Origin of the sequence: Pseudomonas sp. SW-3, from assembly GCF_016615645.1 — a bacterium.
GTDB lineage: Bacteria > Pseudomonadota > Gammaproteobacteria > Pseudomonadales > Pseudomonadaceae > Aquipseudomonas > Aquipseudomonas mandelii.
In genome coordinates this window covers 6,192,214-6,214,465 of sequence record NZ_CP067098.1, presented here as the reverse complement: position 1 = coordinate 6,214,465, position 22,252 = coordinate 6,192,214, and the positions used below count along the sequence as shown (strand labels likewise).

At 58.4% G+C, this 22,252-nt stretch carries 20 protein-coding genes and 2 pseudogenes; 17 read left to right on the top strand and 5 right to left on the bottom strand.

Translation table 11 applies throughout. The features are described 5' to 3' along the window. Positions 1-43 precede the first annotated feature (43 nt). Positions 44-179: pseudogene (tauA, locus tag JIO00_RS30270) on the bottom strand (taurine ABC transporter substrate-binding protein); the annotation flags it as partial. Between the two features lie 59 nt (positions 180-238). Continuing rightward, positions 239-430: pseudogene (gene tauA, locus JIO00_RS30265) on the bottom strand (taurine ABC transporter substrate-binding protein); the annotation flags it as partial. Positions 431-793: 363 nt separating this feature from the next. On the opposite strand from tauA (JIO00_RS30265), the gene JIO00_RS28230 reads away from it, so the two are divergent. The 9 genes from JIO00_RS28230 to JIO00_RS28190 all read left to right on the top strand — a co-directional run bounded on the left by JIO00_RS28230 (position 794) and on the right by JIO00_RS28190 (position 9,838). Then, positions 794-2,122 (top strand): OprD family porin, encoded by a 1,329-nt coding sequence (locus JIO00_RS28230; protein WP_010466659.1) that lies wholly within the window; start codon positions 794-796, stop codon positions 2,120-2,122. 373 nt (positions 2,123-2,495) lie between these two features. Beyond that, positions 2,496-3,839 carry an OprD family porin gene (locus JIO00_RS28225; protein ID WP_010466661.1) on the top strand — a complete coding sequence of 448 codons (1,344 nt, stop codon included), beginning with the start codon at positions 2,496-2,498 and terminating at the stop codon, positions 3,837-3,839. Between the two features lie 293 nt (positions 3,840-4,132). Further along, positions 4,133-4,771 carry a peroxiredoxin gene (locus tag JIO00_RS28220; protein WP_172791893.1) on the top strand — a complete coding sequence of 213 codons (639 nt, stop codon included), beginning with the start codon at positions 4,133-4,135 and terminating at the stop codon, positions 4,769-4,771. 316 nt (positions 4,772-5,087) lie between these two features. Further along, entirely contained in the window at positions 5,088-5,681 is a 594-nt protein-coding gene (gene ssuE, locus JIO00_RS28215) for an NADPH-dependent FMN reductase (RefSeq protein ID WP_077747180.1), read from the top strand. A gap of 101 nt (positions 5,682-5,782) precedes the next feature. Continuing rightward, the gene (locus tag JIO00_RS28210; RefSeq protein ID WP_010466667.1) at positions 5,783-6,748 is read left to right on the top strand and encodes a sulfonate ABC transporter substrate-binding protein; all 966 of its coding nucleotides are present in this window, start codon (positions 5,783-5,785) and stop codon (positions 6,746-6,748) included. Between the two features lie 25 nt (positions 6,749-6,773). Beyond that, complete coding sequence (ssuD, locus tag JIO00_RS28205) at positions 6,774-7,922, top strand: FMNH2-dependent alkanesulfonate monooxygenase (RefSeq protein WP_083375510.1); 1,149 nt, start codon at positions 6,774-6,776, stop codon at positions 7,920-7,922. A 7-nt stretch (positions 7,923-7,929) separates the two neighbouring features. Then, on the top strand, positions 7,930-8,712 hold the full coding sequence (gene ssuC / locus JIO00_RS28200) for an aliphatic sulfonate ABC transporter permease SsuC (RefSeq protein WP_010466671.1): 783 nt from the start codon (positions 7,930-7,932) through the stop codon (positions 8,710-8,712). Beyond that, the gene (gene ssuB / locus JIO00_RS28195) at positions 8,709-9,515 is read left to right on the top strand and encodes an aliphatic sulfonates ABC transporter ATP-binding protein (protein ID WP_010466673.1); all 807 of its coding nucleotides are present in this window, start codon (positions 8,709-8,711) and stop codon (positions 9,513-9,515) included. The genes ssuC and ssuB overlap by 4 nt, the downstream gene beginning before the upstream one ends. A 107-nt stretch (positions 9,516-9,622) precedes the next feature. Next, positions 9,623-9,838 (top strand): TOBE domain-containing protein, encoded by a 216-nt coding sequence (locus JIO00_RS28190; protein WP_003229256.1) that lies wholly within the window; start codon positions 9,623-9,625, stop codon positions 9,836-9,838. 202 nt (positions 9,839-10,040) lie between these two features. On the opposite strand, the gene JIO00_RS28185 is transcribed toward JIO00_RS28190, so the two are convergent. Together JIO00_RS28185 and JIO00_RS28180 are read right to left on the bottom strand one after the other, a co-directional pair. After that, positions 10,041-10,679, bottom strand: a complete 639-nt coding sequence (locus JIO00_RS28185; protein ID WP_145306647.1) for a TetR/AcrR family transcriptional regulator — start codon at positions 10,677-10,679, stop codon at positions 10,041-10,043. A gap of 263 nt (positions 10,680-10,942) precedes the next feature. Next, on the bottom strand, positions 10,943-12,319 hold the full coding sequence (locus JIO00_RS28180; protein ID WP_010466681.1) for a glutamine synthetase family protein: 1,377 nt from the start codon (positions 12,317-12,319) through the stop codon (positions 10,943-10,945). Between the two features lie 278 nt (positions 12,320-12,597). Here JIO00_RS28180 and JIO00_RS28175 point away from each other — a divergent pair, with 278 nt between their 5' ends. The 8 genes from JIO00_RS28175 to JIO00_RS28140 all read left to right on the top strand — a co-directional run bounded on the left by JIO00_RS28175 (position 12,598) and on the right by JIO00_RS28140 (position 21,389). Beyond that, positions 12,598-12,978 (top strand): glutamine amidotransferase, encoded by a 381-nt coding sequence (locus JIO00_RS28175; protein WP_200667260.1) that lies wholly within the window; start codon positions 12,598-12,600, stop codon positions 12,976-12,978. A gap of 37 nt (positions 12,979-13,015) precedes the next feature. Further along, complete coding sequence (locus JIO00_RS28170) at positions 13,016-14,374, top strand: glutamine synthetase family protein (protein WP_010466683.1); 1,359 nt, start codon at positions 13,016-13,018, stop codon at positions 14,372-14,374. A 59-nt stretch (positions 14,375-14,433) separates the two neighbouring features. Next, positions 14,434-15,798 carry an aspartate aminotransferase family protein gene (locus JIO00_RS28165; protein ID WP_102594804.1) on the top strand — a complete coding sequence of 455 codons (1,365 nt, stop codon included), beginning with the start codon at positions 14,434-14,436 and terminating at the stop codon, positions 15,796-15,798. 169 nt (positions 15,799-15,967) lie between these two features. Then, positions 15,968-17,080 (top strand): polyamine ABC transporter substrate-binding protein, encoded by a 1,113-nt coding sequence (locus JIO00_RS28160; protein ID WP_010466686.1) that lies wholly within the window; start codon positions 15,968-15,970, stop codon positions 17,078-17,080. A gap of 188 nt (positions 17,081-17,268) precedes the next feature. Continuing rightward, entirely contained in the window at positions 17,269-18,366 is a 1,098-nt protein-coding gene (locus tag JIO00_RS28155; protein ID WP_077747186.1) for a polyamine ABC transporter substrate-binding protein, read from the top strand. A gap of 73 nt (positions 18,367-18,439) precedes the next feature. Then, entirely contained in the window at positions 18,440-19,582 is a 1,143-nt protein-coding gene (locus tag JIO00_RS28150; protein WP_010466690.1) for an ABC transporter ATP-binding protein, read from the top strand. Positions 19,583-19,617: 35 nt separating this feature from the next. Further along, positions 19,618-20,499, top strand: a complete 882-nt coding sequence (locus JIO00_RS28145; protein ID WP_169857238.1) for an ABC transporter permease subunit — start codon at positions 19,618-19,620, stop codon at positions 20,497-20,499. Continuing rightward, positions 20,496-21,389, top strand: a complete 894-nt coding sequence (locus JIO00_RS28140; protein ID WP_010466694.1) for an ABC transporter permease subunit — start codon at positions 20,496-20,498, stop codon at positions 21,387-21,389. The genes JIO00_RS28145 and JIO00_RS28140 overlap by 4 nt, the downstream gene beginning before the upstream one ends. A gap of 132 nt (positions 21,390-21,521) precedes the next feature. On the opposite strand, the gene JIO00_RS28135 is transcribed toward JIO00_RS28140, so the two are convergent. Continuing rightward, on the bottom strand, positions 21,522-22,163 hold the full coding sequence (locus tag JIO00_RS28135; protein WP_077747187.1) for an HD domain-containing protein: 642 nt from the start codon (positions 22,161-22,163) through the stop codon (positions 21,522-21,524). Positions 22,164-22,252 lie beyond the last annotated feature (89 nt).

Below are 22,252 nucleotides of genomic sequence, written 5' to 3'. Positions count from 1 at the left end.
CCGCAGCCCAGCGCGAGCAAGCTCCCTCGCCACAGGGTTTGTGTTACTCCTGCACGAACTTCGCGCTGACATACGCCGAATAATCCGGCAGCACCGTCTCGACCCTTCCCTTGCTCCTTCAAGAACTTCGCCGTCTCGCCAATGGCCTTGGCCGTGCCGCCGTCCAGCAGCGCCACGCTTGCAGGCGGCAGCGATTTCTGCCGGTTGCAGTTCACCACTTTGACCTTCGAGTCACCCAGGCCCTGAAACGACGCCAGTCGATTTTTCACCGACGGTCTTTTCGTAAACACCGTCCGCTTGGGGGGCTTTGCTGGGGTCGATACCGGTTTGATAGCCGACCGTGAGGGTCGCCGTTTGAACGCTGATTGAAAAATAATAGCGATACACAAACTGTAACAATTGGTCTGGATAGTGCGCGTTTGGTCGTCATGGCGTGGCCGTTCGGGAGGGGATTGTTTCCGAATGGCGTCAAAGCTGATCGATCTAAAAAACCGCTAAAAAATACCTTTTAGGAATTAATTTTCGAGCCGGCCGCTCTGGCCCGGGACGAGGAATGGAGCGGAGCTTCATTCCTAAAAGGTATTAAAAAGAACAGACCAATTCTTTTTGGGTTTGTGACGAACGCACGACCCTGCAAGGACCAAAAAAAACGGGGATTAGACCATGGTCGTAGACACACATAGTTACGATTGACTTGTGAGTCACGGTCTGGCGCTAATCGCGCATCTTAGGATCCCGGGCATTCGACTCAGGGCCAGGAATACAAGAATTAGAAACGAGAGGAGCTAAAACAATGAACAAGTCCACCTTGGCCTTGGCCGTGGCCGTAGGGGTTTTGGCGCAGCAGGCAGGCGCCGCGGGTTTTATCGAAGACAGCAAGGCATCCGTCAGTTCCCGCACCATGTATTACAACGCGGACACCCGCGAAGGGACTGCGAACGATCAAAGAGAGACCGCTGAAGGTCTCAAGTTCGATTACCAGTCTGGTTTCACTCAGGGTGTTGTTGGATTCGGTATCGATGCCCAGGCGGTCGTTGGCATTCATCTGGACGGTGGCCGTGGTCACCACCCGGATAACAACTCCTTCTTCCCAAGCGATTCCGACGGTTCGGCGTCGGACCCATGGAGTCGCGCAGCCGCCAACGTCAAGGCGCGTTTCTCGAAGACCGAGGCTCACCTGGGCGGCGCTCTGCAACCGAACATGCCGATTCTGGTCGCGAACGACAGTCGTCTGCTGCCACAGAGCTTTGAAGGTGGCACCATCACCTCGAAGGAAATCGACAACTTCACCTTTAACGTCGGCCAGTTTGAGCACGCAGCGGGTCGCGCCTCGTCGAACACCACCGGCCTGGCCGTGGCAGGCGGTACCGAGGAAAGCAACAAGTTCCGGTATGCCGGTGCGGACTGGAAGGTCACCAAAGACCTCACCCTGCAGTACTACTACGCGAACCTGGAAGACTACTACAAGCAGAACTTCCTCGGTCTGGTGCACGTCTACACGATCGCACCCAACCAGTCGTTCAAGACAGACCTGCGCTATTTCGACAGCAGCTCCGACGGCAAGAACGGCGATGCGGGCTATCGGTTCAATAACAACGGTGGTTTCGCCAAGAACCCGGGCGAGGTCGATAACAAGACCTGGAGCGCCATGTTCACCTACACCCTGGGTGCCAACGCCTTCCTGCTCGGCCATCAGCGTGTCAGCGATGACGGTGGCTTCGTTTACCTGAACCAGGGCAACGTGGTCGACAGCAACGGTCGCAACGAAGGCGCGGGAGGAACGAGCTTCTACCTGTTCACCGACGCCATGGTTAACGGCTTCGTCCGTGCTGGTGAGAACACCACTTTCGGTCAGTACACCTACGACTTCGCTTCTCTGGGTGTTCCTGGCCTGAAAGCCTCGGCCGCCTACCTGCGTGGCGATAACATCAAGGCTACCAACGGCGTGGGTAAAGACCAGACCGAGTGGGAACGCGACCTGCGTGTGGATTACGTGATCCAGACAGGCGCGCTTAAAGGCTTCGGCACGACGTTGCGTCACGGTACCTACCGCGGCGATACCAACATCTCTGCGCAAGACCAGACCCGTCTGATCTTCAACTACACCTACAGCTTCCTGTAACACCCACCAGAAATAGCCTCGCCTCAGGGCGGGGCTTTTTTTCGCGTTTTATTTGATATTCCAAATAGACCTTAAATAGTAATTTATTATTCTTTTTGGATTTTTATCCGGGCGCCTAAAGTGGCAAGCCAAGGAGCCGATACCCTGTGTTCGGCGCGCATAGCTATATTCCGAAATGGCATTAAAAATAATGAAATAAATGTTTTTCGGTTTTACCATGCGCCCCCCAAAAAATCACAGCGGGTAGGCCGCGACCGTAGATGCGCGTTGTCACGATGACATGCGGTCTGGCGCTAACCGCGCTTTTCAGGATCCAGGGCATCCGACCCGGGACCAGAAGCATAAAAAATTAGAAACGATAGGAGCGAAACAAATGAACAAGTCCACCTTGGCCCTGGCCGTGGCCGTAGGGGTTCTGGCGCAGCAGGCAAGCGCCGCCGGTTTCATCGAAGACAGCAAGGCCACTCTGGGTCTGCGTAACTTCTACATCAACACCGATAACCGTGATGGTTCGGGCGCGAACAAAAACGAAGAGTGGGGCCAAGGCTTCGACCTGCGTTTCATCTCCGGTTACACCCAAGGCACTGTCGGCTTCGGTATCGATGCGATCGGCCTGTTGGGCGTGCGTCTGGATTCGGGCGGTGGTACCAACGGTGCCAGCAATAACTCGTATGGCGGCACGGTATTCCCAAGCGAGTCCAACGGCGAAGCAGTTGATAACTTCTCCAGCCTGGGCCTGACTGCAAAAGCCAAGATCTCCCAGACCGAACTGAAGCTGGGCACGTTGCAGCCAAAGAACCCGGTTATCGTGACCAACGACGGTCGTCTGCTGCCACAAACCTGGCAGGGTGGTCAGATCACTTCCGGCGAGATCAAGGACCTGACGCTGGTTGGCGGTCAGATCGAAGCCGTGAAGGGACGTAACTCCAGCAACAATGAGCAGCTGAGCATCGGCGGCGCCAACGCTCGTACCGCCAGCGGCCGCGACAGCAACAAGTTCATCTATGCCGGTGGTGATTACAAAATCACCAAAGACCTGACTGCCCAGTACTACTACGGCAATCTGGAAGACTTCTACAAGCAGCACTTCCTGGGTCTGGTACACAACTGGGCTATCGGCCCTGGCGTGTTGAAGTCTGACTTGCGCTACTTCAACAGCTCGGATGACGGCGCAAACGGTCACGACCCGTTGTACTACAGCTCCGGCAACTACAGCAGCACCTCCAATGGCAAAGGCAAGGTCGACAACAATCTGTACAGCGGCTTGTTCCTGTACACCGTTGCCGGTCACACCTTCGGTGGTGGCTATCAGGTCAGCAACGGCAGCAGCGACTTCCCTTGGCTGAACCAGGGCGACGGTTCGTCGAACTACACCATCACCGACATGCAAATCCAGAAGTTCGGCCGTGCCGGCGAGCGCACCTGGCAAGCTCGCTACTCGTTTGACTTCGCCAAAGTCGGCGTGCCTGGGTTGACCGCAGGTATGGTTTATCTGCGTGGCGACGATATCGACACCAATCGCACCTCAACTGCTGCAGCCGGTAATAACAGCACCGAGTGGGAACGCGACCTGACTGTCGGTTACGTCGTACCGGAAGGCCCGTTGAAGAACGTTGGCTTGATGTGGAAAAACGCCACCTGGCGCACCAACATCCCGGGCGTTCGCTCCCAGGACGAAAACCGTCTGATCGTCAGCTACTCGATCCCGCTGTTGTAACAGCGCTCGCGTAACCGCTGAAAAAAAAGCCCCGCCCGGCATCTCGCCGGGCGGGGCTTTTGCGTTTTCAAGGCGGGGTCACCCCCGTAATCCCGCCGTGAAAACTCCCTCTTTGCAGCAACTCAAGGCCTTCTCGAACCTTGTCGGCGATGTTCGTCCTGATGTTCCTGGAGGTCCAGTGAATAGATATTTAATATTCATTTATGATCTAAATTCATCGATATTTATTCTTTTTAATTCATAAGGAACACAGGCAAAGTTGAGCCCGACAAGCACTCATCAGGAGCAGCACCATGAGCCTCAGACTGGGCGATATCGCCCCCGACTTCGAACAGGATTCCAGCGCCGGCACCCTCCGTTTCCACGAATGGCTGGGCGATAGCTGGGGCGTGCTGTTTTCCCATCCGGCGGACTTCACGCCGGTGTGCACCACCGAACTGGGCTTCACTGCCAAGCTCAAGGATGAGTTTTCCAATCGCGGCGTCAAAGCCATCGCCCTGTCCGTGGACCCGGTGGACTCGCATCACAAGTGGATCGAGGACATCAATGAAACCCAGAACACACTCGTCAATTTCCCGATCCTGGCCGACGCGGACCGCAAGGTCTCCGACCTCTATGACCTGATCCACCCGAACGCCAATGACACCCTGACCGTGCGCTCGCTATTCGTGATCGACCCGAACAAAAAGATTCGGCTGACCATCACCTACCCGGCGAGTACCGGGCGCAATTTTCACGAGATCCTACGAGTGATCGACTCGCTGCAACTTACCGACAACTACAAGGTGGCCACCCCGGCCAACTGGCAGGACGGTGATGAAGTGGTGATCGTGCCGTCGCTCAAGGACGAAGACGAAATCAAGCAGCGCTTTCCCAAGGGTTACCGCGCGGTAAAGCCGTACCTGCGTCTGACGCCGCAGCCCAACAGGTAAGCCATCAGCATTTTCGGTGTGGCTGGTATCGTCATCACGAGCAGGTAAAACGCTATCCACTGTGGGAGCGATCCTGCTCGCGATGACGGAATTGCAGGCACCGCAGAAAGATTGAACCGTATCCATAAAGCAGGGGATTTCAGGCCGTTTCGACGGCCTTTTTTTCGCCCGCAGGAAGTGTCTTCTTATATATCCAATGCGCATAACCAAATGAATAAATATGATTTATAGATATAACAATCACCTGTTAAGGTCACCTCCATTACAGCGAGATCGCAAACCGCGAATCGCCAACACCGTGCAAGGAATCATTTGAATGCTGGTCGTCTCACTCGGTGGCAGTCCCAGCCAACGCTCCCGCTCCGGGGTGCTGCTGGAGCGCTCCCAACGCTGGTTGCAGGAGCAGGGTGTGGAAGTGGTGAGTTACCAGGTGCGGGACTTCCCGGCCGAAGACTTGCTTCATGCACGCTTCGACAGCCCTAAGGTGATCGACCTGCTGCAACAGATTGAAAATGCCGATGGCCTGTTGATCGCCACTCCGGTCTACAAGGCGTCGTTCTCCGGTGCACTGAAAACCGTGCTGGATTTGCTGCCCGAGCGCGCGTTGGACCACAAAGTGGTTTTGCCCATGGCGACCGGCGGCAGTATCGCCCACATGCTGGCGGTGGATTACGCGCTCAAGCCGGTGCTGTCGGCGTTGAAAGCCCAGGAAATGCTCCATGGGGTATTCGCGGTAGACAGCCAGATCGCTTACGGCGAAGGCAGCGCCCAGGCGCAGTTGGCGCCAGAGCTGGAACAACGACTGAGGGAATCGCTGGAGCTGTTTTTCAGCGCCATGGCCCGACGGCCCAAGCCGATCGATCCGAAGCTGTTGAATGAACGTTTGTTGAGTGCTCGCTGGAGCATTTAAGTCAGCACTAAAGCCACACCTGAAATTGATGTACTGGCCTTACTCGCCCGCTAACGGGCAAGCAGGTGCAGCCAAAACCCAACTGCAAAAAGGAGAGCGCCATGCGCACTGTCATTTTGCGTCGTGGTCTGGTCGCTCTGTTTGCAGCGGCTGTCACCTTCGGCGCCATTACTCAAGCTCAAGCCGAGACGTTGCGAATCGGTTATCAAAAGTACGGCACCCTGGTGCTGCTCAAAGCCAAAGGCACGTTGGAAAAACGCCTCGCCGCCCAAGGCGTGGACGTGCAATGGACTGAATTCCCCGGCGGCCCGCAGTTGCTTGAAGGCCTGAACGTCGGCTCGATCGACTTCGGCGTCACCGGCGAAACCCCACCAGTCTTTGCTCAAGCCGCCGGCGCCGATCTGCTCTACGTCGCCTACGAACCGCCAGCGCCACACAGCGAAGCGATCCTGGTGCCGAAGGATTCACCGATCAAATCGGTGCAGGACCTCAAGGGCAAGAAAGTCGTCCTGAACAAAGGCTCCAACGTCCACTACTTGCTGGTCCGCGCACTGGAAGACGCCGGCCTCAAATACACCGACATCCAGACCGTATTCCTGCCGCCGGCCGATGCCCGCGCTGCGTTCGAGCGTGGCAGCGTCGATGCGTGGGTGATCTGGGATCCGTACCAGGCTGCCGCCGAACAGCAACTGCAAGCGCGGACCCTGCGCGATGGCCAGGGCATCGTCGACAACCACCAGTTCTATCTGGCGACCAAGCCTTACGCACAGAAAAACCCTGAGGTGATCAAGACCCTCGTGGAAGAAGTGCGCGCCGTCGGCGAGTGGTCCAAGGCCAATCCAGTCGAGGTGACCCAACAGGTTTCGCCACTGCTCGGCTTGCCAGCGGACATCACCCTGACCTCGATGAAACGTCAGGGTTACGGCGCGTTGTTCCTCACGCCTGAAGTGGTCGCCGCCCAACAGAAAATCGCCGACAGCTTCTACCAGCTCAAGCTGATCCCGAAACCGTTGAGCATCAAAGACGTGATCTGGACGCCACCGGCAGCCGTTGCCAAAACGCAGTAATTCGATTCCCCAAGGAGACCACTCCATGAGCCTCAATATTTTCTGGTTCCTGCCTACCCACGGCGATGGCCATTACCTTGGCACCGCCGAAGGCGCCCGCGCCGTCGACCACGGTTACCTGCAACAAATCGCCCAGGCGGCGGATCGCCTGGGCTTCGGCGGGGTGTTGATTCCCACCGGTCGCTCCTGCGAAGACTCGTGGCTGGTGGCGGCGTCGCTGATTCCAGTGACTCAGCGTTTGAAATTCCTTGTCGCGCTGCGCCCCGGGATCATTTCCCCGACGGTGGCCGCGCGTCAGGCGGCGACCCTGGATCGCCTGTCCGGCGGCCGTGCGTTGTTCAACCTGGTCACCGGCGGTGATCCGGAAGAATTGGCCGGCGACGGTTTGTTCCTGACTCACGAAGAGCGCTATCAAGCCTCGGTGGAATTCACCCGCATCTGGCGTCGCGTACTGGAAGGCGAAACCGTTGATTACGACGGTCAGCACATCAGCGTGAAAGGCGCCAAGTTGCTCTATCCACCGATCCAGCAACCGCGTCCGCCGTTGTACTTCGGCGGTTCGTCGGAAGCGGCGCAAGACCTCGCGGCCGAGCAGGTGGAAATGGTCCTGACCTGGGGCGAGCCACCGGCCGCCGTCGCCGAGAAGATTGAACAAGTGCGAGCCAAAGCCGCGAAGCTGGGTCGCACCGTGCGTTTCGGCATTCGCTTGCACGTGATCGTTCGAGAAACCAATGCCGAAGCCTGGCAAGCGGCGGATCGGCTGATCTCCCATCTCGACGATGAAATCATCGCCCGAGCCCAGGCTTCTCTGGCCCGGTTCGATTCGGTCGGCCAGCAACGCATGGCCGCGCTGCATGGCGGCAGCCGCGACAACCTGGAAGTCAGCCCCAACCTGTGGGCCGGTGTCGGCCTGGTACGTGGCGGCGCCGGTACGGCGTTGGTGGGCGATGGTCCGACCGTGGCTGCCCGCGTGAAGGAATACGCGGACCTGGGCATCGATACCTTCATCTTCTCCGGTTATCCACACCTGGAAGAGTCGTACCGGGTTGCGGAATTGCTGTTCCCGCACCTCGACATCGAACGTCCGGAACTGCCCCAAGGCGCCAATTACGTCAGCCCGTTCGGTGAGATGGTCGCCAACGACATTCTTCCCAAAGCCGCGTCCCAGAGTTGAGGCGCGCATGAAGAGACTTATCCACAACCTCGCGCCCTGGGCGTTGCCGGTGTTGCTGCTCGCGGTGTGGCAGTTGTCAGTGTCGGCGGGCTGGTTGTCGACACGGATTCTCCCGGCGCCGGTCGCGGTCATCGAGGCCGGCGTGAGCCTGGTGCGCAGCGGCGAAATCTGGACGCACCTGGCAATCAGCGGCTGGCGTGCTGCGCTGGGCTTCACCATTGGCGGCGGCATCGGCCTGGCCTTGGGTTTCATCACCGGTCTGTCGAAGTGGGGCGAACGCCTGCTCGACAGTTCGGTGCAGATGATCCGCAACGTGCCGCACTTGGCGCTGATTCCGTTGGTGATTCTGTGGTTCGGCATCGACGAGTCGGCGAAGATTTTCCTGGTGGCGTTGGGCACGTTGTTCCCTATTTACCTCAACACTTATCACGGTATCCGCAACGTCGATCCGGCGTTGGTGGAAATGTCGCGCAGTTATGGCTTGTCCGGTTTCAGCCTGTTTCGCCAGGTGATTCTGCCGGGGGCGCTGCCTTCGATTCTGGTGGGTGTGCGCTTCGCGCTGGGCTTCATGTGGTTGACGCTGATCGTCGCGGAAACCATTTCCGCGAGCGCCGGCATTGGCTACCTGGCGATGAATGCCCGGGAGTTTTTGCAGACCGACGTGGTGGTGCTGGCGATTCTTCTGTACGCCGTGCTCGGCAAACTCGCCGACCTCGCGGCCCGCGGGCTTGAGCGCGTGTGGTTGCGCTGGCACCCAGCCTATCAAGTTGTTAAAGGAGGTGCGGCATGACGGCTCAACAACCTCCACGGTTGCAGCGCGGAATCCCGCTGGTGGTGCGTGAGCTGCAAAAGGCCTTTGGTTCTCGGCAGGTGTTGCGTGAGATCGATTTGCACATTCCAGCCGGTCAGTTCGTCGCCGTGGTCGGTCGCAGTGGTTGTGGCAAAAGCACCCTGCTGCGGTTGCTCGCCGGTCTCGACAAACCCACCGGGGGTGAATTGCTCGCCGGCTCCGCGCCGCTGAACGATGCCCGGGAAGACACCCGATTGATGTTCCAGGAAGCGCGTCTGCTGCCGTGGAAAAAGGTCATCGACAACGTCGGCCTCGGGCTCAAGGGCAACTGGCGGCCACAAGCGCTGGAAGCCTTGGAATCGGTCGGCCTGGCGGATCGCGCCAATGAATGGCCCGCCGCATTGTCCGGTGGCCAGAAACAACGGGTGGCCCTGGCCCGCGCGCTGATCCATCAACCGCGCTTGCTGTTGCTCGACGAACCCCTGGGTGCGCTGGACGCCCTGACCCGAATTGAAATGCAGCAGTTGATCGAACGGCTCTGGCAGACGCACGGCTTCACCGTGTTGCTGGTAACCCACGACGTCAGCGAAGCCGTGGCGATTGCCGACCGGGTGATCCTGATCGAAGAGGGCGAAGTCGGCCTCGACCTGCCCGTTGAATTGCCCCGCCCACGCGTGCGCGGCTCCCATCGGCTGGCGGCGCTGGAAACCGAAGTGCTCAATCGCGTGCTGGCGCTGCCCGGCCAACCGCCGGAACCGGAACCTGTTTCACCCTTGCCCACGCAATTGCGCTGGGCGCAATAGACGCAGCGGCGAGTTGCAAGCTTCAAGCTGCAAGAAGAAGCAGGGCGCTTTTACTTGCCACTTGTAGCTTGCCACCTGCAGCTCATTTCGACCTCAGGAGAAATCGTATGACTATCAAAGCCATCAACGTTCGCAACCAGTTCAAAGGCTCGATCAAGGAAATCGTATTGGGCGACGTGCTGTCGGAAATCGACGTACAGACCGCTTCCGGCATCGTCACTTCGGTGATCACCACGCGTTCAGTGAAGGAGCTGGAACTGGTGGTCGGCAGTGAAGTGATCGCGTTTGTGAAATCCACCGAGGTGTCGATCGCCAAGTTGTAAGGGCATGCCGTGCAGACAACCCCGGAGGGTGTGAACCCTTCGGGGTTTTTTATGTGTTTGGATCAGTGAGTTTAGCGGTGCGGCCTTCGCGAGCAGGCTCGCTCCCACAGCAAGTTGTGCAGTACACAGACGCTATGCCCGCTGAAGATCCAATGTGGGAGCGAGCCTGCTCGCGAAGAAGCCATCGCAGGCACCGCAGAAATCAGGCGTAAATAGGGCGCTTCGGCAGGTACGGCGGCAGATAAAGCCCCAGGTACGCATCAAACACCCGCATCCCTTCCTCTGCCATGCGCGGCGTGATCTGCCCATGCTGCTGCACTGAACGGGCGTAGACGCGGTCGCCGAGCTCCATCGCCAGGGCAAACACATCGACATCGGTCGGCAATCTCGGCAATTCGAAGTGATGATCGAAGAGTTTGTGCATCAGGTCGCCGAGTTCGATGTCGTGCTGACGGTCGGCCTGGGTGACTTCGGTGAGTCCGTGCTGGGCGAGGATCAGTTGCCGGGCGGCAGCGTCTTCGTCGTAGATGTCGAGCATGCGCTGCTCGACGATTCGCGACAGGTCGCGCCAACCGTTGAGGGCTTCGTGGTCGATGGGCGCTTGCAGACAGGCCCGGAACGCGGCGTGGACGTCGGCCGTCAAGGCTTCAAGCAGCGCCGGGACGCTGGCGAAGAAATGGTAGACGGAGGAGGGCGGGATCTCCGCGCGTTCGGCGACGCTGTAGATCGACAGACTGGCCACGCCTTCGGCTGCCAGCAGCGTGCGGGCGGCATCGAGTATCGAATCGATCCGGGCCTGGCTGCGGGCGCGGGGTTTGCGAACGGTGGCGGTGCGCGTCATTGGAGTCCTCCTGCGGGGCAGCGGGCATTGTACGCAGAGCGGGCACATGTTCCATATCCCCTGTGGCGAGGGAGCTTTCTCCCGTTGGAGGCCGAAGGACTCCCTGTAACAGCGATACGGTTCTGTCAGACACACCTCATTGACTGTTTTGGGGCCGCTTCGCAACCCAGCGGGAGCAAGCGCCCTCGCCACAGGTTTGATGTTGGCCATAAAAAAACGCCGCAGGCTTCAATAGCCGGCGGCGTTGTTTTTACGGCAACCGCTTACACGGTATGCAGGTACCAGTTGTACTCAAGGTCGGAGATGGAGTGTTCAAACTCCTCCAGCTCGCTCTCTTTGCACGCGACGAAGATATCGATGTATTTCGGATCGATGTACTTGGCCATGACTTCGCTGTCGTCCAGCTCGCGCAATGCATCGCGCAGGTTGTTCGGCAGGCTCTGCTCGTTCTGCTCGTAGGAGTTGCCTTCCACGGGGGCGCCCGGCTCGATCTTGTTGGTCAGGCCGTGATGCACGCCTGCCAGGACCGAAGCCATCAACAGATACGGGTTGGCGTCGGCACCGGCCACACGGTGTTCGATGCGCACGGCATCGGAGGAACCGGTCGGTACGCGGATCGCCACAGTACGGTTGTCCAGGCCCCAGCACGGCGAGTTCGGCACGTAGAACTGTGCGCCGAAACGACGGTAGGAGTTGACGTTCGGGCAGAGGAAAGCCATCTGCGCCGGTAGGGTCTCGAGCACACCGCCGATCGCGTGACGCAGTGCGGCGTTCTGCTCGGGATCCTCGCTGGCAAAAATATTCTTGCCATCTTTATCAAGAATCGAGATGTGGACGTGCAGACCATTACCCGCCTGGCCTGGATAAGGCTTGGCCATGAAGGTGGTGTCCATCTCATGGTCGTAGGCGATGTTCTTGATCAGACGCTTGAGCAGGACCGCATAGTCGCAGGCCTTGATCGGGTCAGCCACGTGGTGCAGGTTCACTTCGAACTGCGCCGGAGCACTTTCCTTGACGATCGCGTCGGCAGGGATGCCTTGCTCTTTCGCACCTTCCAGAATGTCCTGGAGGCAGTCGACGTATTCGTCGAGGTCGTCGATCAGGTAAACCTGGGTCGAATGCGGGCGTTTGCCGGAAATCGGCGAGCGCGGAGGTTGTGGGCGACCGTTCACGTTCTCCTGGTCGATCAGGTAGAACTCAAGTTCGAACGCGGCGCAGATGGTCAAACCCATCTCGTCAAACTTGGTAACAACTTGACGCAAGACTTCACGGGGATCCGCGAAGAAAGGTTCACCTTCGAGTTCGTGCATGGTCATTAACAGTTGCGCAGTCGGGCGCTTCTGCCAGGGTTCATTGCACAGGGTGTCGGGGATTGGATAGCAGATTCGGTCAGCATCACCGATGTCCAGGCCCAGGCCGGTGCTTTCCACCGTCGAGCCATTGATATCCAGAGCAAATAGAGAGGCCGGCAGGTTGATGCCTTTCTCGTAAACCTTGTGGAGACTGGTGCGTTCAATGCGCTTGCCGCGCACCACACCATTCATATCCGCAATCAGAAGGTCAACGTACAGAACCTCAGGATGTTCCTTAAGGAACGCGTTCGCTTCGTTAAGCTGAACGGCACGCGGGGGTACCGACATGATGCAACACCTTTGTTGTTAAAAATATCAATCATTGATCTCTTCGGGTTTCAGTCAACCCGAACGGCATGCCGAAGTCAAGCGAGGCCTTTTTTGCCCTAAAAAAGCGCTCGTAGGGCTTTTTTGAGGCAGTTTGGGGCGTTTTTATGCCTTTGAGCGCTTTAGCGCCCGCGAGCTTGAGCGGGCCGTGTTGTATTTTTTACGGGGGTGTTGTGTAAAAAAATGAACAAGGCTAAGCTCGATTCAAACCCATAACAGCAATAATACCGGGGTGCTTCATGTCTCGCCTGCCGTTAATCGGCGTCGCCATCTGCTCAAGGCAGATCGGTCTGTATGCTTATCACATCAGTGGCGATCGTAGCGTCCACGCCAAGGCAAGCGTTGCCCAAGGCGTGCCGTCGACTCTTACTTCCCCGGCGAACCTGCTGGCACCGTCCGATATTCTGGACGGTCTGCACGACATTCTCTTGACTGCCTCTTTATCCAATATAGTTCTGTTTCGTCCTGGCAGCCCGACCAACGCGTCGGCTTCTGCTCATGATTCTGCACGCTCCACTACGCTCTCACTGACCCACGCCATTACCCGTGTGGGTACTTGTGCGCGGCTATTGCAGTGGCAATCTGTATCACGCGACGCCCGTGCGTCAAACAACGCCTGACTTATAAGAGTCAGGAAACTCAGCCTAAGAGGCATTTATGAGTAACAACCTCGACCAGCTCACCGATTGGTTGAAAGACCACAAGATCACAGAAGTCGAATGCATGATCGCCGACTTGACCGGGATCACCCGGGGCAAGATTTCGCCGACCAACAAGTTCATTGCTGAAAAAGGCATGCGCCTGCCCGAGAGCGTTCTGCTGCAGACCGTGACGGGCGACTATGTCGAAGACGACATCTATTACGAACTGCTCGACCCGGCCGACATCGACATGATCTGCCGCCCCGATCAGAACGCGGTGTTCCTGGTGCCTTGGGCCGTCGAGCCCACCGCGCAGGTGATCCATGACACCTATGACAAGCAAGGCAACCCGATTGAGCTGTCGCCTCGCAACGTACTCAAGAAAGTGCTCAAACTCTATTCCGAGAAGGGCTGGCAGCCGATCGTTGCGCCAGAAATGGAGTTTTACCTGACCAAGCGCAGTGACGATCCGGACTACCCGTTGCAACCGCCTATCGGCCGTTCCGGGCGCCCGGAAATCGGTCGTCAGTCGTTCTCCATTGAAGCCGCGAACGAATTCGATCCGCTGTTCGAGGACGTCTACGACTGGTGCGAATTGCAGGAGCTGGACCTCGACACGCTGATCCACGAGGACGGCACGGCGCAGATGGAAATCAATTTCCGTCACGGCGATGCCCTGTCCCTGGCCGACCAGATCCTGGTGTTCAAACGCACCATGCGCGAAGCCGCGCTCAAGCACGACGTGGCGGCCACCTTCATGGCCAAACCCATGACCGGCGAGCCCGGCAGTGCCATGCACTTGCACCAAAGCATCATCGACCTCGAAACCGGCAAGAACGTCTTCTCTAATGAAGACGGGACCATGAGTCAGCTGTTCCTGCACCACATCGGTGGCTTGCAGAAGCTGATCCCCGAGCTGTTGCCGCTGTTCGCACCCAACGTCAACTCGTTCCGCCGCTTCCTGCCGGACACCTCGGCACCGGTGAACGTGGAGTGGGGCGAAGAGAACCGCACCGTGGGCCTGCGGGTTCCGGATGCCGGGCCGCAAAACCGTCGGGTGGAAAACCGCCTGCCGGGCGCCGACGCCAACCCGTACCTGGCGATTGCCGCTAGCCTGCTCTGCGGTTACATCGGCATGGTCGAAGGCTTGAACCCGAGTGCGCCGGTGGTGGGTCGTGGCTATGAACGCCGCAACCTGCGCCTGCCACTGACCATCGAAGACGCGCTGGAACGCATGGAAAACAGCGCGACTATCGAGAAATACCTGGGCAAGAAATTCATCACTGGCTACGTCGCGGTCAAGCGGGCCGAGCATGAAAACTTCAAGCGCGTCATCAGTTCATGGGAGCGGGAATTCCTGCTCTTCGCCGTCTGATACGCCGGGCGCCGTCGTTGTCGGGCGGCGCTTTCACCTGATTTTTTTTGGAGATTGGTATGACTAGCAACAATCCGCAAACCCGTGAATGGCAAACCCTGAGCAACGATCACCACCTGGCCCCGTTCAGCGACTTCAAGCAGCTGAAAGAGAAAGGCCCGCGGATCATCACCAGCGCCAAAGGCGTTTACCTCTGGGACAGCGAAGGCAACAAGATCCTCGACGGCATGGCCGGCCTGTGGTGCGTTGCGATTGGCTACGGTCGCGATGAACTGGCCGATGCCGCCAGCAAACAGATGCGCGAACTGCCTTACTACAACCTGTTCTTCCAGACGGCCCACCCGCCGGTGCTGGAACTGGCCAAGGCCATCGCCGACATCGCACCGCAAGGCATGAACCACGTGTTCTTCACCGGTTCCGGTTCCGAAGGCAACGACACCATGCTGCGGATGGTCCGCCACTATTGGGCGATCAAGGGCCAGCCGAAGAAGAAAGTCATCATCAGCCGCAAGAATGGCTATCACGGTTCCACCGTGGCCGGCGCGAGCCTGGGCGGCATGACCTACATGCACGAACAAGGCGACTTGCCGATTCCGGGCATTGTCCACATCGCCCAGCCGTACTGGTTCGGCGAAGGAGGCGACATGACACCGGAAGAGTTCGGTGTGTGGGCGGCCAATCAGCTGGAAGAAAAGATTCTGGAACTCGGCGTGGACAACGTCGGTGCCTTTATTGCCGAGCCGATCCAGGGCGCTGGCGGCGTGATCATTCCGCCAGACACCTACTGGCCGCGCATCAAGGAAATCCTCGCCAAGTACGACATCCTGTTCGTGGCGGACGAAGTGATCTGTGGTTTCGGACGCACCGGTGAGTGGTTCGGTACCGATTTCTACGACCTCAAGCCCGACATGATGACCATCGCCAAGGGCCTGACCTCCGGCTACATTCCGATGGGTGGCCTGATCGTGCGTGACGAAGTGGTCGCCGTGCTCAACGAAGGTGGCGATTTCAACCACGGTTTCACTTATTCCGGACACCCGGTGGCCGCGGCGGTGGCACTGGAAAACATCCGCATCCTGCGCGAAGAAAAAATTATCGAGCGTGTTCATGCCGAAACGGCACCCTATTTGCAAAAGCGTCTACGGGAACTGAACGATCACCCGTTGGTGGGGGAAGTGCGTGGGGTCGGTCTGCTGGGGGCAATCGAGCTGGTGCAGGACAAGGCCACTCGCAAGCGTTACGAAGGCAAGGGCGTCGGCATGATCTGCCGCCAGTTCTGCTTCGACAACGGCCTGATCATGCGCGCCGTGGGGGACACCATGATCATTGCTCCGCCGCTGGTGATTACCAAGGCTGAAATCGATGAGCTGGTAACCAAGGCACGCAAGTGCCTGGACCTGACCCTGAGTGCGTTGCAGGGCTAAGTGCTAGGCTCTGGGCGGGAGTCATGAAACTTTCGCTCAGAGCAGTTCTAAGGGAGGCCTTTCCTTGAAAGACCGCCTCGGATCTTGCCAGACTAGCCGCGGTTCCAGTTGTCCGGGTTCGGCCGCTGAACAAAGTGGTTCAAAAAAGAAAAAATTTGGAGCATTACGCATGAAGGCATTAGGAAAAAAGCTTGCTGGCAAGACACTTCTCGCCATGTCTCTGATGGGCATAATGGCGGGTGCGGTTCAGGCGGACGACAAGGTGTTGCACGTCTATAACTGGTCCGACTACATCGCGCCGGACACCATCAAGAAGTTCGAAACCGAGTCCGGCATCAAGGTTGTCTACGACGTATTCGACAGTAACGAAACCCTGGAAGCCAAGTTGCTGGCAGGCAAGTCCGGTTACGACATTGTCGTACCGTCGAACAACTTCCTGGCCAAGCAGATCAAGGCCGGCGTTTACCAGAAGCTGGACAAGTCCAAGCTGCCTAACTGGAAAAACCTGAACACTGACCTGCTCAAGGCTGTGTCGGTGAGCGACCCGGGCAACGAACACGCGTTCCCGTACATGTGGGGTTCGATCGGCATTGGCTTCAACGCCGAGAAGGTCAAGGCTGCACTGGGTGCCGATGCACCAACCAATTCCTGGGACCTGTTGTTCAAACCTGAAAACGCCGCGAAGTTGAAGTCGTGCGGTATCAGTTTCCTCGATTCGCCAACCGAGATGATTCCGGTGGCGTTGCACTACCTGGGCTATCCAACCGACAGCCAGGACAAAAAACAACTGGCCGAAGCCGAAGCGCTGTTCCTGAAGATTCGTCCTTCGGTGGGCTACTTCCACTCGTCCAAGTACATCTCCGACCTGGCCAACGGCAACATCTGCGTGGCTGTGGGTTACTCGGGTGACATCTACCAGGCCAAGTCCCGCGCGGCTGAAGCCGGTGACAAGGTGAAAGTCAGCTACAACATTCCGAAAGAAGGTGCCGGCAGCTTCTACGACATGGTCGCCATCCCTAAAGATGCCGAAAACGTCGAAGGCGCCTACAAGTTCATGACCTTCCTGCAGAAGCCGGAAATCATGGCTGAAATCACCAACGCCGTGCGCTTCCCGAACGGTAACGCGGCCGCCACCGCCTTGGTTGATAAAGAAATCACCGCCGACCCGGGCATCTACCCGCCGGCAGAAGTGCTGGCCAAGTTGTACGCGATTGCCGACTTGCCGGCCGCGACCCAGCGGATCATGACGCGCAGCTGGACCAAGATCAAATCGGGTAAATAAGCCGTTTTGAGGCAACAACCTGTTGCCGTCGCCTGCGCGGTGACGGCAACAGGTGTAATTAAATGACAGAAAGTTTTGCTGGAACGGTTTTTCGAGGGTAAGTTGCGCGCCGGTTTTGTTGCTGGGCAGCCATGCCTGTCATGTAACGCGGGGCAACTTGGGCCCAACTAATTTTAGAGGACCTCCACTTGCCTATTTTTTCTTTGTTGCGCAATGCCATGCTGGTCGGCGCCGGGCTGACACTCGCTGTCAGTGTCCAGGCCGCCGGCACTGTGCATATTTATAACTGGTCGGACTACATCGGCCCGACGACGCTGGCCGACTTCCAGAAAGAGACCGGCATCAAACCGGTTTATGACGTCTTCGATTCCAACGAAACCCTGGAAGGCAAGTTGCTGGCCGGGCGCACCGGTTACGACGTGGTCGTACCGTCCAACCACTTCCTGGGCAAACAGATCAAGGCGGGCGCCTTCCAGAAGCTCGACAAGTCGAAGCTGCCTAACTATGCCAACCTCGATCCGGTACTGCTCAAGCGTCTTGAGCAAAACGATCCGGGCAACTTGTACGCCGTGCCTTACCTGTGGGGCACCAACGGCATCGGTTACAACGTCGACAAGATCAAGGCGGTACTGGGCGTCGACAAGATCGACTCCTGGAGCGCGGTATTCGAACCGCAGAACATCAAGAAGCTGCACGCTTGCGGCGTCGCGTTCCTCGATTCCGCCGATGAAATGATGCCCACCGTCCTCAACTACATGGGCCTCAACGCCAACAGTACCAACCCCGAAGATTACAAAAAGGCCGAAGCCAAGTTGCTGGCGGTGCGCCCTTACGTGACGTACTTCCACTCCTCCAAATACATCGCGGACCTCGCCAACGGCGACATCTGCATCGCCATCGGTTTCTCCGGCGACATGTTCCAGGCCAAGGCCCGGGCATCCGAGGCCGGCAAAGGCGTGAATGTGGCCTATACCATTCCCAAGGAGGGCGGTGCGCTGTGGTTCGACATGCTTGCGATTCCGAAGGATTCGAGCAACGTCAAAGAGGCCCACGCCTTCATCAACTATTTGTTGAAACCCGAGGTGATCGCACAGGTCAGTGATTCTGTTGGCTATGCGAACCCCAACCCTGGCTCGGACAAGTTGATGGAACAGTCCATCCGCACCGACGAGTCGGTCTATCCACCGCAAGCCGTTCTCGACAAGACCTATGTGTCCGTCGAGTTACCACCAAACATTCAACGTTTGATGACCCGCAGCTGGACCAAGGTCAAGTCGGGTAAATAGCGACAAGGCTCAAACTATCCAAGGTTGGCTCACCTTGAGCGAACTGCACTCTTTTTTTCTGGGAGTTTCGTAAATGGCAGTTGCCTCCGGCGCCTATAAGAAAGCCCTCGAGGGCGACCAGACACCTAAACAGGTGCTGGTCAAAATCGACCGGGTCACGAAGAAGTTCGACGAGACGATTGCCGTGGACGATGTGTCCCTGGAAATCAAGAAAGGCGAGATTTTCGCCTTGCTCGGCGGTTCTGGATCGGGCAAATCCACGTTGCTGCGCATGCTCGCAGGCTTCGAACGGCCCACGGAGGGGCGCATTTACCTCGATGGCGTAGACATCACTGACATGCCGCCATACGAGCGGCCGATCAACATGATGTTCCAGTCCTACGCGTTGTTCCCGCACATGACCGTGGCGCAGAACATCGCCTTCGGCCTCAAGCAGGACAAGCTGCCCGCCTCTGAAGTCGATGCCCGTGTCGCAGACATGCTCAAGCTGGTTCAGATGACCCAGTACGCCAAACGCAAGCCGCATCAGTTGTCCGGTGGCCAGCGTCAGCGTGTGGCCCTGGCGCGCTCGTTGGCCAAGCGGCCGAAGCTGTTGCTGCTCGACGAGCCGATGGGTGCGCTGGACAAGAAGCTACGTTCGCAAATGCAGCTGGAACTGGTCGAGATCATCGAGCGCGTCGGCGTGACCTGCGTCATGGTGACCCACGATCAGGAAGAGGCCATGACCATGGCCGAGCGCATTGCGATCATGCACCTGGGCTGGATCGCTCAGATCGGCAGCCCGATCGACATCTACGAAACCCCGACCAGCCGCCTGGTCTGCGAGTTCATCGGCAACGTCAACATCTTCGACGGTGAAGTGATCGATGACGCCGAGGGGCACGCGATCATCACCTGCAAGGACCTCGACCGGAAGATCTACGTGGGCCACGGCATCAGCACCTCGGTGCAGGACAAATCCGTGACCTACGCGATCCGTCCGGAAAAACTGCTGGTGACCCCGACCATGCCGACCTGCGAATACAACTGGTCCAGCGGCAAGGTGCACGACATCGCCTACCTCGGCGGTCACTCGGTGTTCTACGTCGAGCTGCCGAGCGGCAAGATCGTCCAGTCGTTCGTCGCCAACGCCGAGCGCCGTGGCCAGCGCCCAACCTGGGGTGACCAGGTCTACGTGTACTGGGAAGACGACAGCGGCGTGGTACTTCGCTCATGAACATGCGCAAATTCAAACGCCGCCTCAATCGAATAATTCCCGGTGGCCGCCAGCTGGTCATCGGGGTTCCGTTTATTTGGCTGTTCCTGTTCTTCATGCTGCCGTTCTTCATCGTCCTGAAGATCAGCTTCGCTGAAGCCGACGTAGCCATTCCTCCGTACACCGAGATCTACAGCTACATCGACCAGAAGGTGCAGTTGCTGCTTAACCTGAGCAACTACGCGATGCTGGCCGGCGACGAGTTGTACATCGCTGCCTACCTTGGCTCGCTGAAGATGGCGCTGATCAGCACCGTCCTCTGCCTGCTGATTGGCTACCCGATGGCCTACGCCATCGCCAGTGCCCGTAAAGAGCTGCAAACGGTGTTGGTGCTGCTGATCATGATGCCGACCTGGACGGCGATCCTGATCCGCGTGTATGCGTGGATGGGTATCCTCAGCAACAACGGCCTGCTCAACGGTTTCCTGATGACCATGGGCTGGATCGACGAACCGCTGCAGATCCTCAATACCAACCTCGCCGTGTACATCGGCGTGGTCTATTCGTACCTGCCGTTCATGATCCTGCCGCTTTACGCCAACCTGGTGAAGCACGACAACAGTCTGCTGGAAGCTGCGTCGGACCTGGGTTCGAGCACGTTCAACAGCTTCTGGAAGATCACTATTCCGCTGTCGAAGAACGGCATCGTCGCCGGCTGCATGCTGGTGTTCATTCCGGTGGTGGGCGAGTTCGTGATCCCGGAACTGCTGGGCGGTCCGGAAACCCTGATGATCGGTAAAGTGCTCTGGCAAGAATTCTTCAACAACCGCGACTGGCCGGTGGCGTCTGCCCTGGCGGTGGTGATGCTGGCGATCCTGATTGTGCCGATTATTCTGTTCAACCGCAGTCAGGCCAAGGAAATGGAGGGTAAAGAATGAAGCGCTTCCGTTTCTCGAGTTTCATGCTGATCGCGGGCTTGCTGTTCATCTACGCGCCGATGCTGATCCTGGTGATCTACTCGTTCAACGCCTCGAAACTGGTGACGGTGTGGGGCGGCTGGTCGATCAAGTGGTACGTCGGTTTGATGGACAACACTCAATTGATGGGCTCGGTGGTGCGCTCGCTGGAAATCGCCTGCTACACGGCGGTGGCGGCGGTGGCACTGGGTACGTTGGCGGCATTTGTGCTGACCCGTATCACCCACTTCAAGGGTCGCACGCTGTTCGGCGGCCTGGTCACCGCGCCGCTGGTGATGCCCGAAGTGATCACCGGTCTGTCGCTGTTGCTGCTGTTCGTGGCCATGGCGCAGATGATCGGTTGGCCACAGGAACGCGGCATTGTCACCATCTGGATCGCTCACACCACGTTCTGTGCGGCGTATGTGGCGGTGGTGGTGTCGGCGCGCTTGCGTGAGCTGGACCTGTCCATCGAAGAGGCGGCCATGGACCTCGGTGCGCGGCCATGGAAGGTGTTCTTCTTGATCACCATCCCGATGATCGCGCCATCCCTGGGTGCCGGCGGCATGATGTCGTTCGCCCTGTCCCTGGATGACCTGGTGTTGGCGAGCTTCGTGTCGGGCCCGGGCTCCACGACCCTGCCGATGGAAGTGTTCTCGGCGGTGCGCCTTGGGGTTAAACCCGAGATCAACGCCGTGGCCAGCCTGATTCTGCTGGCGGTTTCGCTGATGACCTTCCTGGTCTGGTTCTTCAGCCGCCGTGCCGAAGAAGCGCGTAAGCGTGCGATCCAGCAGGCGATCGAAGAAAGCGCGGCCGACTCCTGGAAACAACCGGACGTGCGTCGCGCCCAGCAGGCGCCGGAAGCGGCTTGATGGTTGGCCACGATTATGTGGCCAACCCCGATCCAGTGTGGGAGCGAGCGTGCTCGCGATGAGGTCGTGTCAGTTGATAGAGATGTCGACTGACACACCGCATTCGCGAGCAGGCTCGCTCCCACAGTTGTTTTAGGACATCCAGGGAGACTTGCGGATGATCTCGACGAAGTTCATCGGCTTGAACCCCGGCTCGCTGTCCACCAGCACATCTGCGTTCACCGTGCCGAACGTAGTGTCCGGCTTGTGTTTGAAGCCATTGGCGAACGCGCACAGGATGCATTCCTTGAACCCCTCGCCCCGTGGGTGCGCATGCACCACTTCCTCACGCTGCACGGTGGGAAACGCGGCGTAATCGATACCCAGCACATCCATTTCCACACCGGCCGTGACCAATGCCACGTTAGGCCGCAAGTGTTGCGGTACGCCCGGCGTGGTGTGCAGGGCAATCGAAAGCCACACCTGCTCGATATCGCCATCCGACAACCCATACGGCTTGAGGAACGCTTTGGCGGCGTTGGCGCTATCGACTTCGAAGCGCTCGTTGTCCGTGCGATGACCTTCCACCAGGCCCAGGTCATGGAACATGGCGCCGACGTAGAGCATCTCTGGATCGTAGGCCAACTGCTTGCGCTCACCGCTCAAGGCGCCGAACAGAAACACCCGGCGCGAATGGTGGTAAAGCAAATCGGACTCGGCGTCGCGAATGTATTCGGTGGTGGCCTTGGCCAACGCGCTGTCGGGGATTTTGATACCGGCAATGATGCTGCTCATGGTGCTTTCCTCGTGGGGAACGCCGTGGCGGCGCTGATGGAACAAGTCTGTTCCGGCCTCCAAAACCGGACAATCGATCCATGGCTGCG

Coding starts and splice junctions, on each gene's coding strand:
- JIO00_RS28230 (WP_010466659.1), top strand. CDS start 794: ATGAACAAGTCCACCTTGGCCTTGGCCGTGGCCGTAGGGGTTTTGGCG.
- JIO00_RS28225 (WP_010466661.1), top strand. CDS start 2,496: ATGAACAAGTCCACCTTGGCCCTGGCCGTGGCCGTAGGGGTTCTGGCG.
- JIO00_RS28220 (WP_172791893.1), top strand. CDS start 4,133: ATGAGCCTCAGACTGGGCGATATCGCCCCCGACTTCGAACAGGATTCC.
- ssuE (WP_077747180.1), top strand. CDS start 5,088: ATGCTGGTCGTCTCACTCGGTGGCAGTCCCAGCCAACGCTCCCGCTCC.
- JIO00_RS28210 (WP_010466667.1), top strand. CDS start 5,783: ATGCGCACTGTCATTTTGCGTCGTGGTCTGGTCGCTCTGTTTGCAGCG.
- ssuD (WP_083375510.1), top strand. CDS start 6,774: ATGAGCCTCAATATTTTCTGGTTCCTGCCTACCCACGGCGATGGCCAT.
- ssuC (WP_010466671.1), top strand. CDS start 7,930: ATGAAGAGACTTATCCACAACCTCGCGCCCTGGGCGTTGCCGGTGTTG.
- ssuB (WP_010466673.1), top strand. CDS start 8,709: ATGACGGCTCAACAACCTCCACGGTTGCAGCGCGGAATCCCGCTGGTG.
- JIO00_RS28190 (WP_003229256.1), top strand. CDS start 9,623: ATGACTATCAAAGCCATCAACGTTCGCAACCAGTTCAAAGGCTCGATC.
- JIO00_RS28185 (WP_145306647.1), bottom strand. CDS start 10,679: ATGACGCGCACCGCCACCGTTCGCAAACCCCGCGCCCGCAGCCAGGCC.
- JIO00_RS28180 (WP_010466681.1), bottom strand. CDS start 12,319: ATGTCGGTACCCCCGCGTGCCGTTCAGCTTAACGAAGCGAACGCGTTC.
- JIO00_RS28175 (WP_200667260.1), top strand. CDS start 12,598: ATGTCTCGCCTGCCGTTAATCGGCGTCGCCATCTGCTCAAGGCAGATC.
- JIO00_RS28170 (WP_010466683.1), top strand. CDS start 13,016: ATGAGTAACAACCTCGACCAGCTCACCGATTGGTTGAAAGACCACAAG.
- JIO00_RS28165 (WP_102594804.1), top strand. CDS start 14,434: ATGACTAGCAACAATCCGCAAACCCGTGAATGGCAAACCCTGAGCAAC.
- JIO00_RS28160 (WP_010466686.1), top strand. CDS start 15,968: ATGAAGGCATTAGGAAAAAAGCTTGCTGGCAAGACACTTCTCGCCATG.
- JIO00_RS28150 (WP_010466690.1), top strand. CDS start 18,440: ATGGCAGTTGCCTCCGGCGCCTATAAGAAAGCCCTCGAGGGCGACCAG.
- JIO00_RS28140 (WP_010466694.1), top strand. CDS start 20,496: ATGAAGCGCTTCCGTTTCTCGAGTTTCATGCTGATCGCGGGCTTGCTG.
- JIO00_RS28135 (WP_077747187.1), bottom strand. CDS start 22,163: ATGAGCAGCATCATTGCCGGTATCAAAATCCCCGACAGCGCGTTGGCC.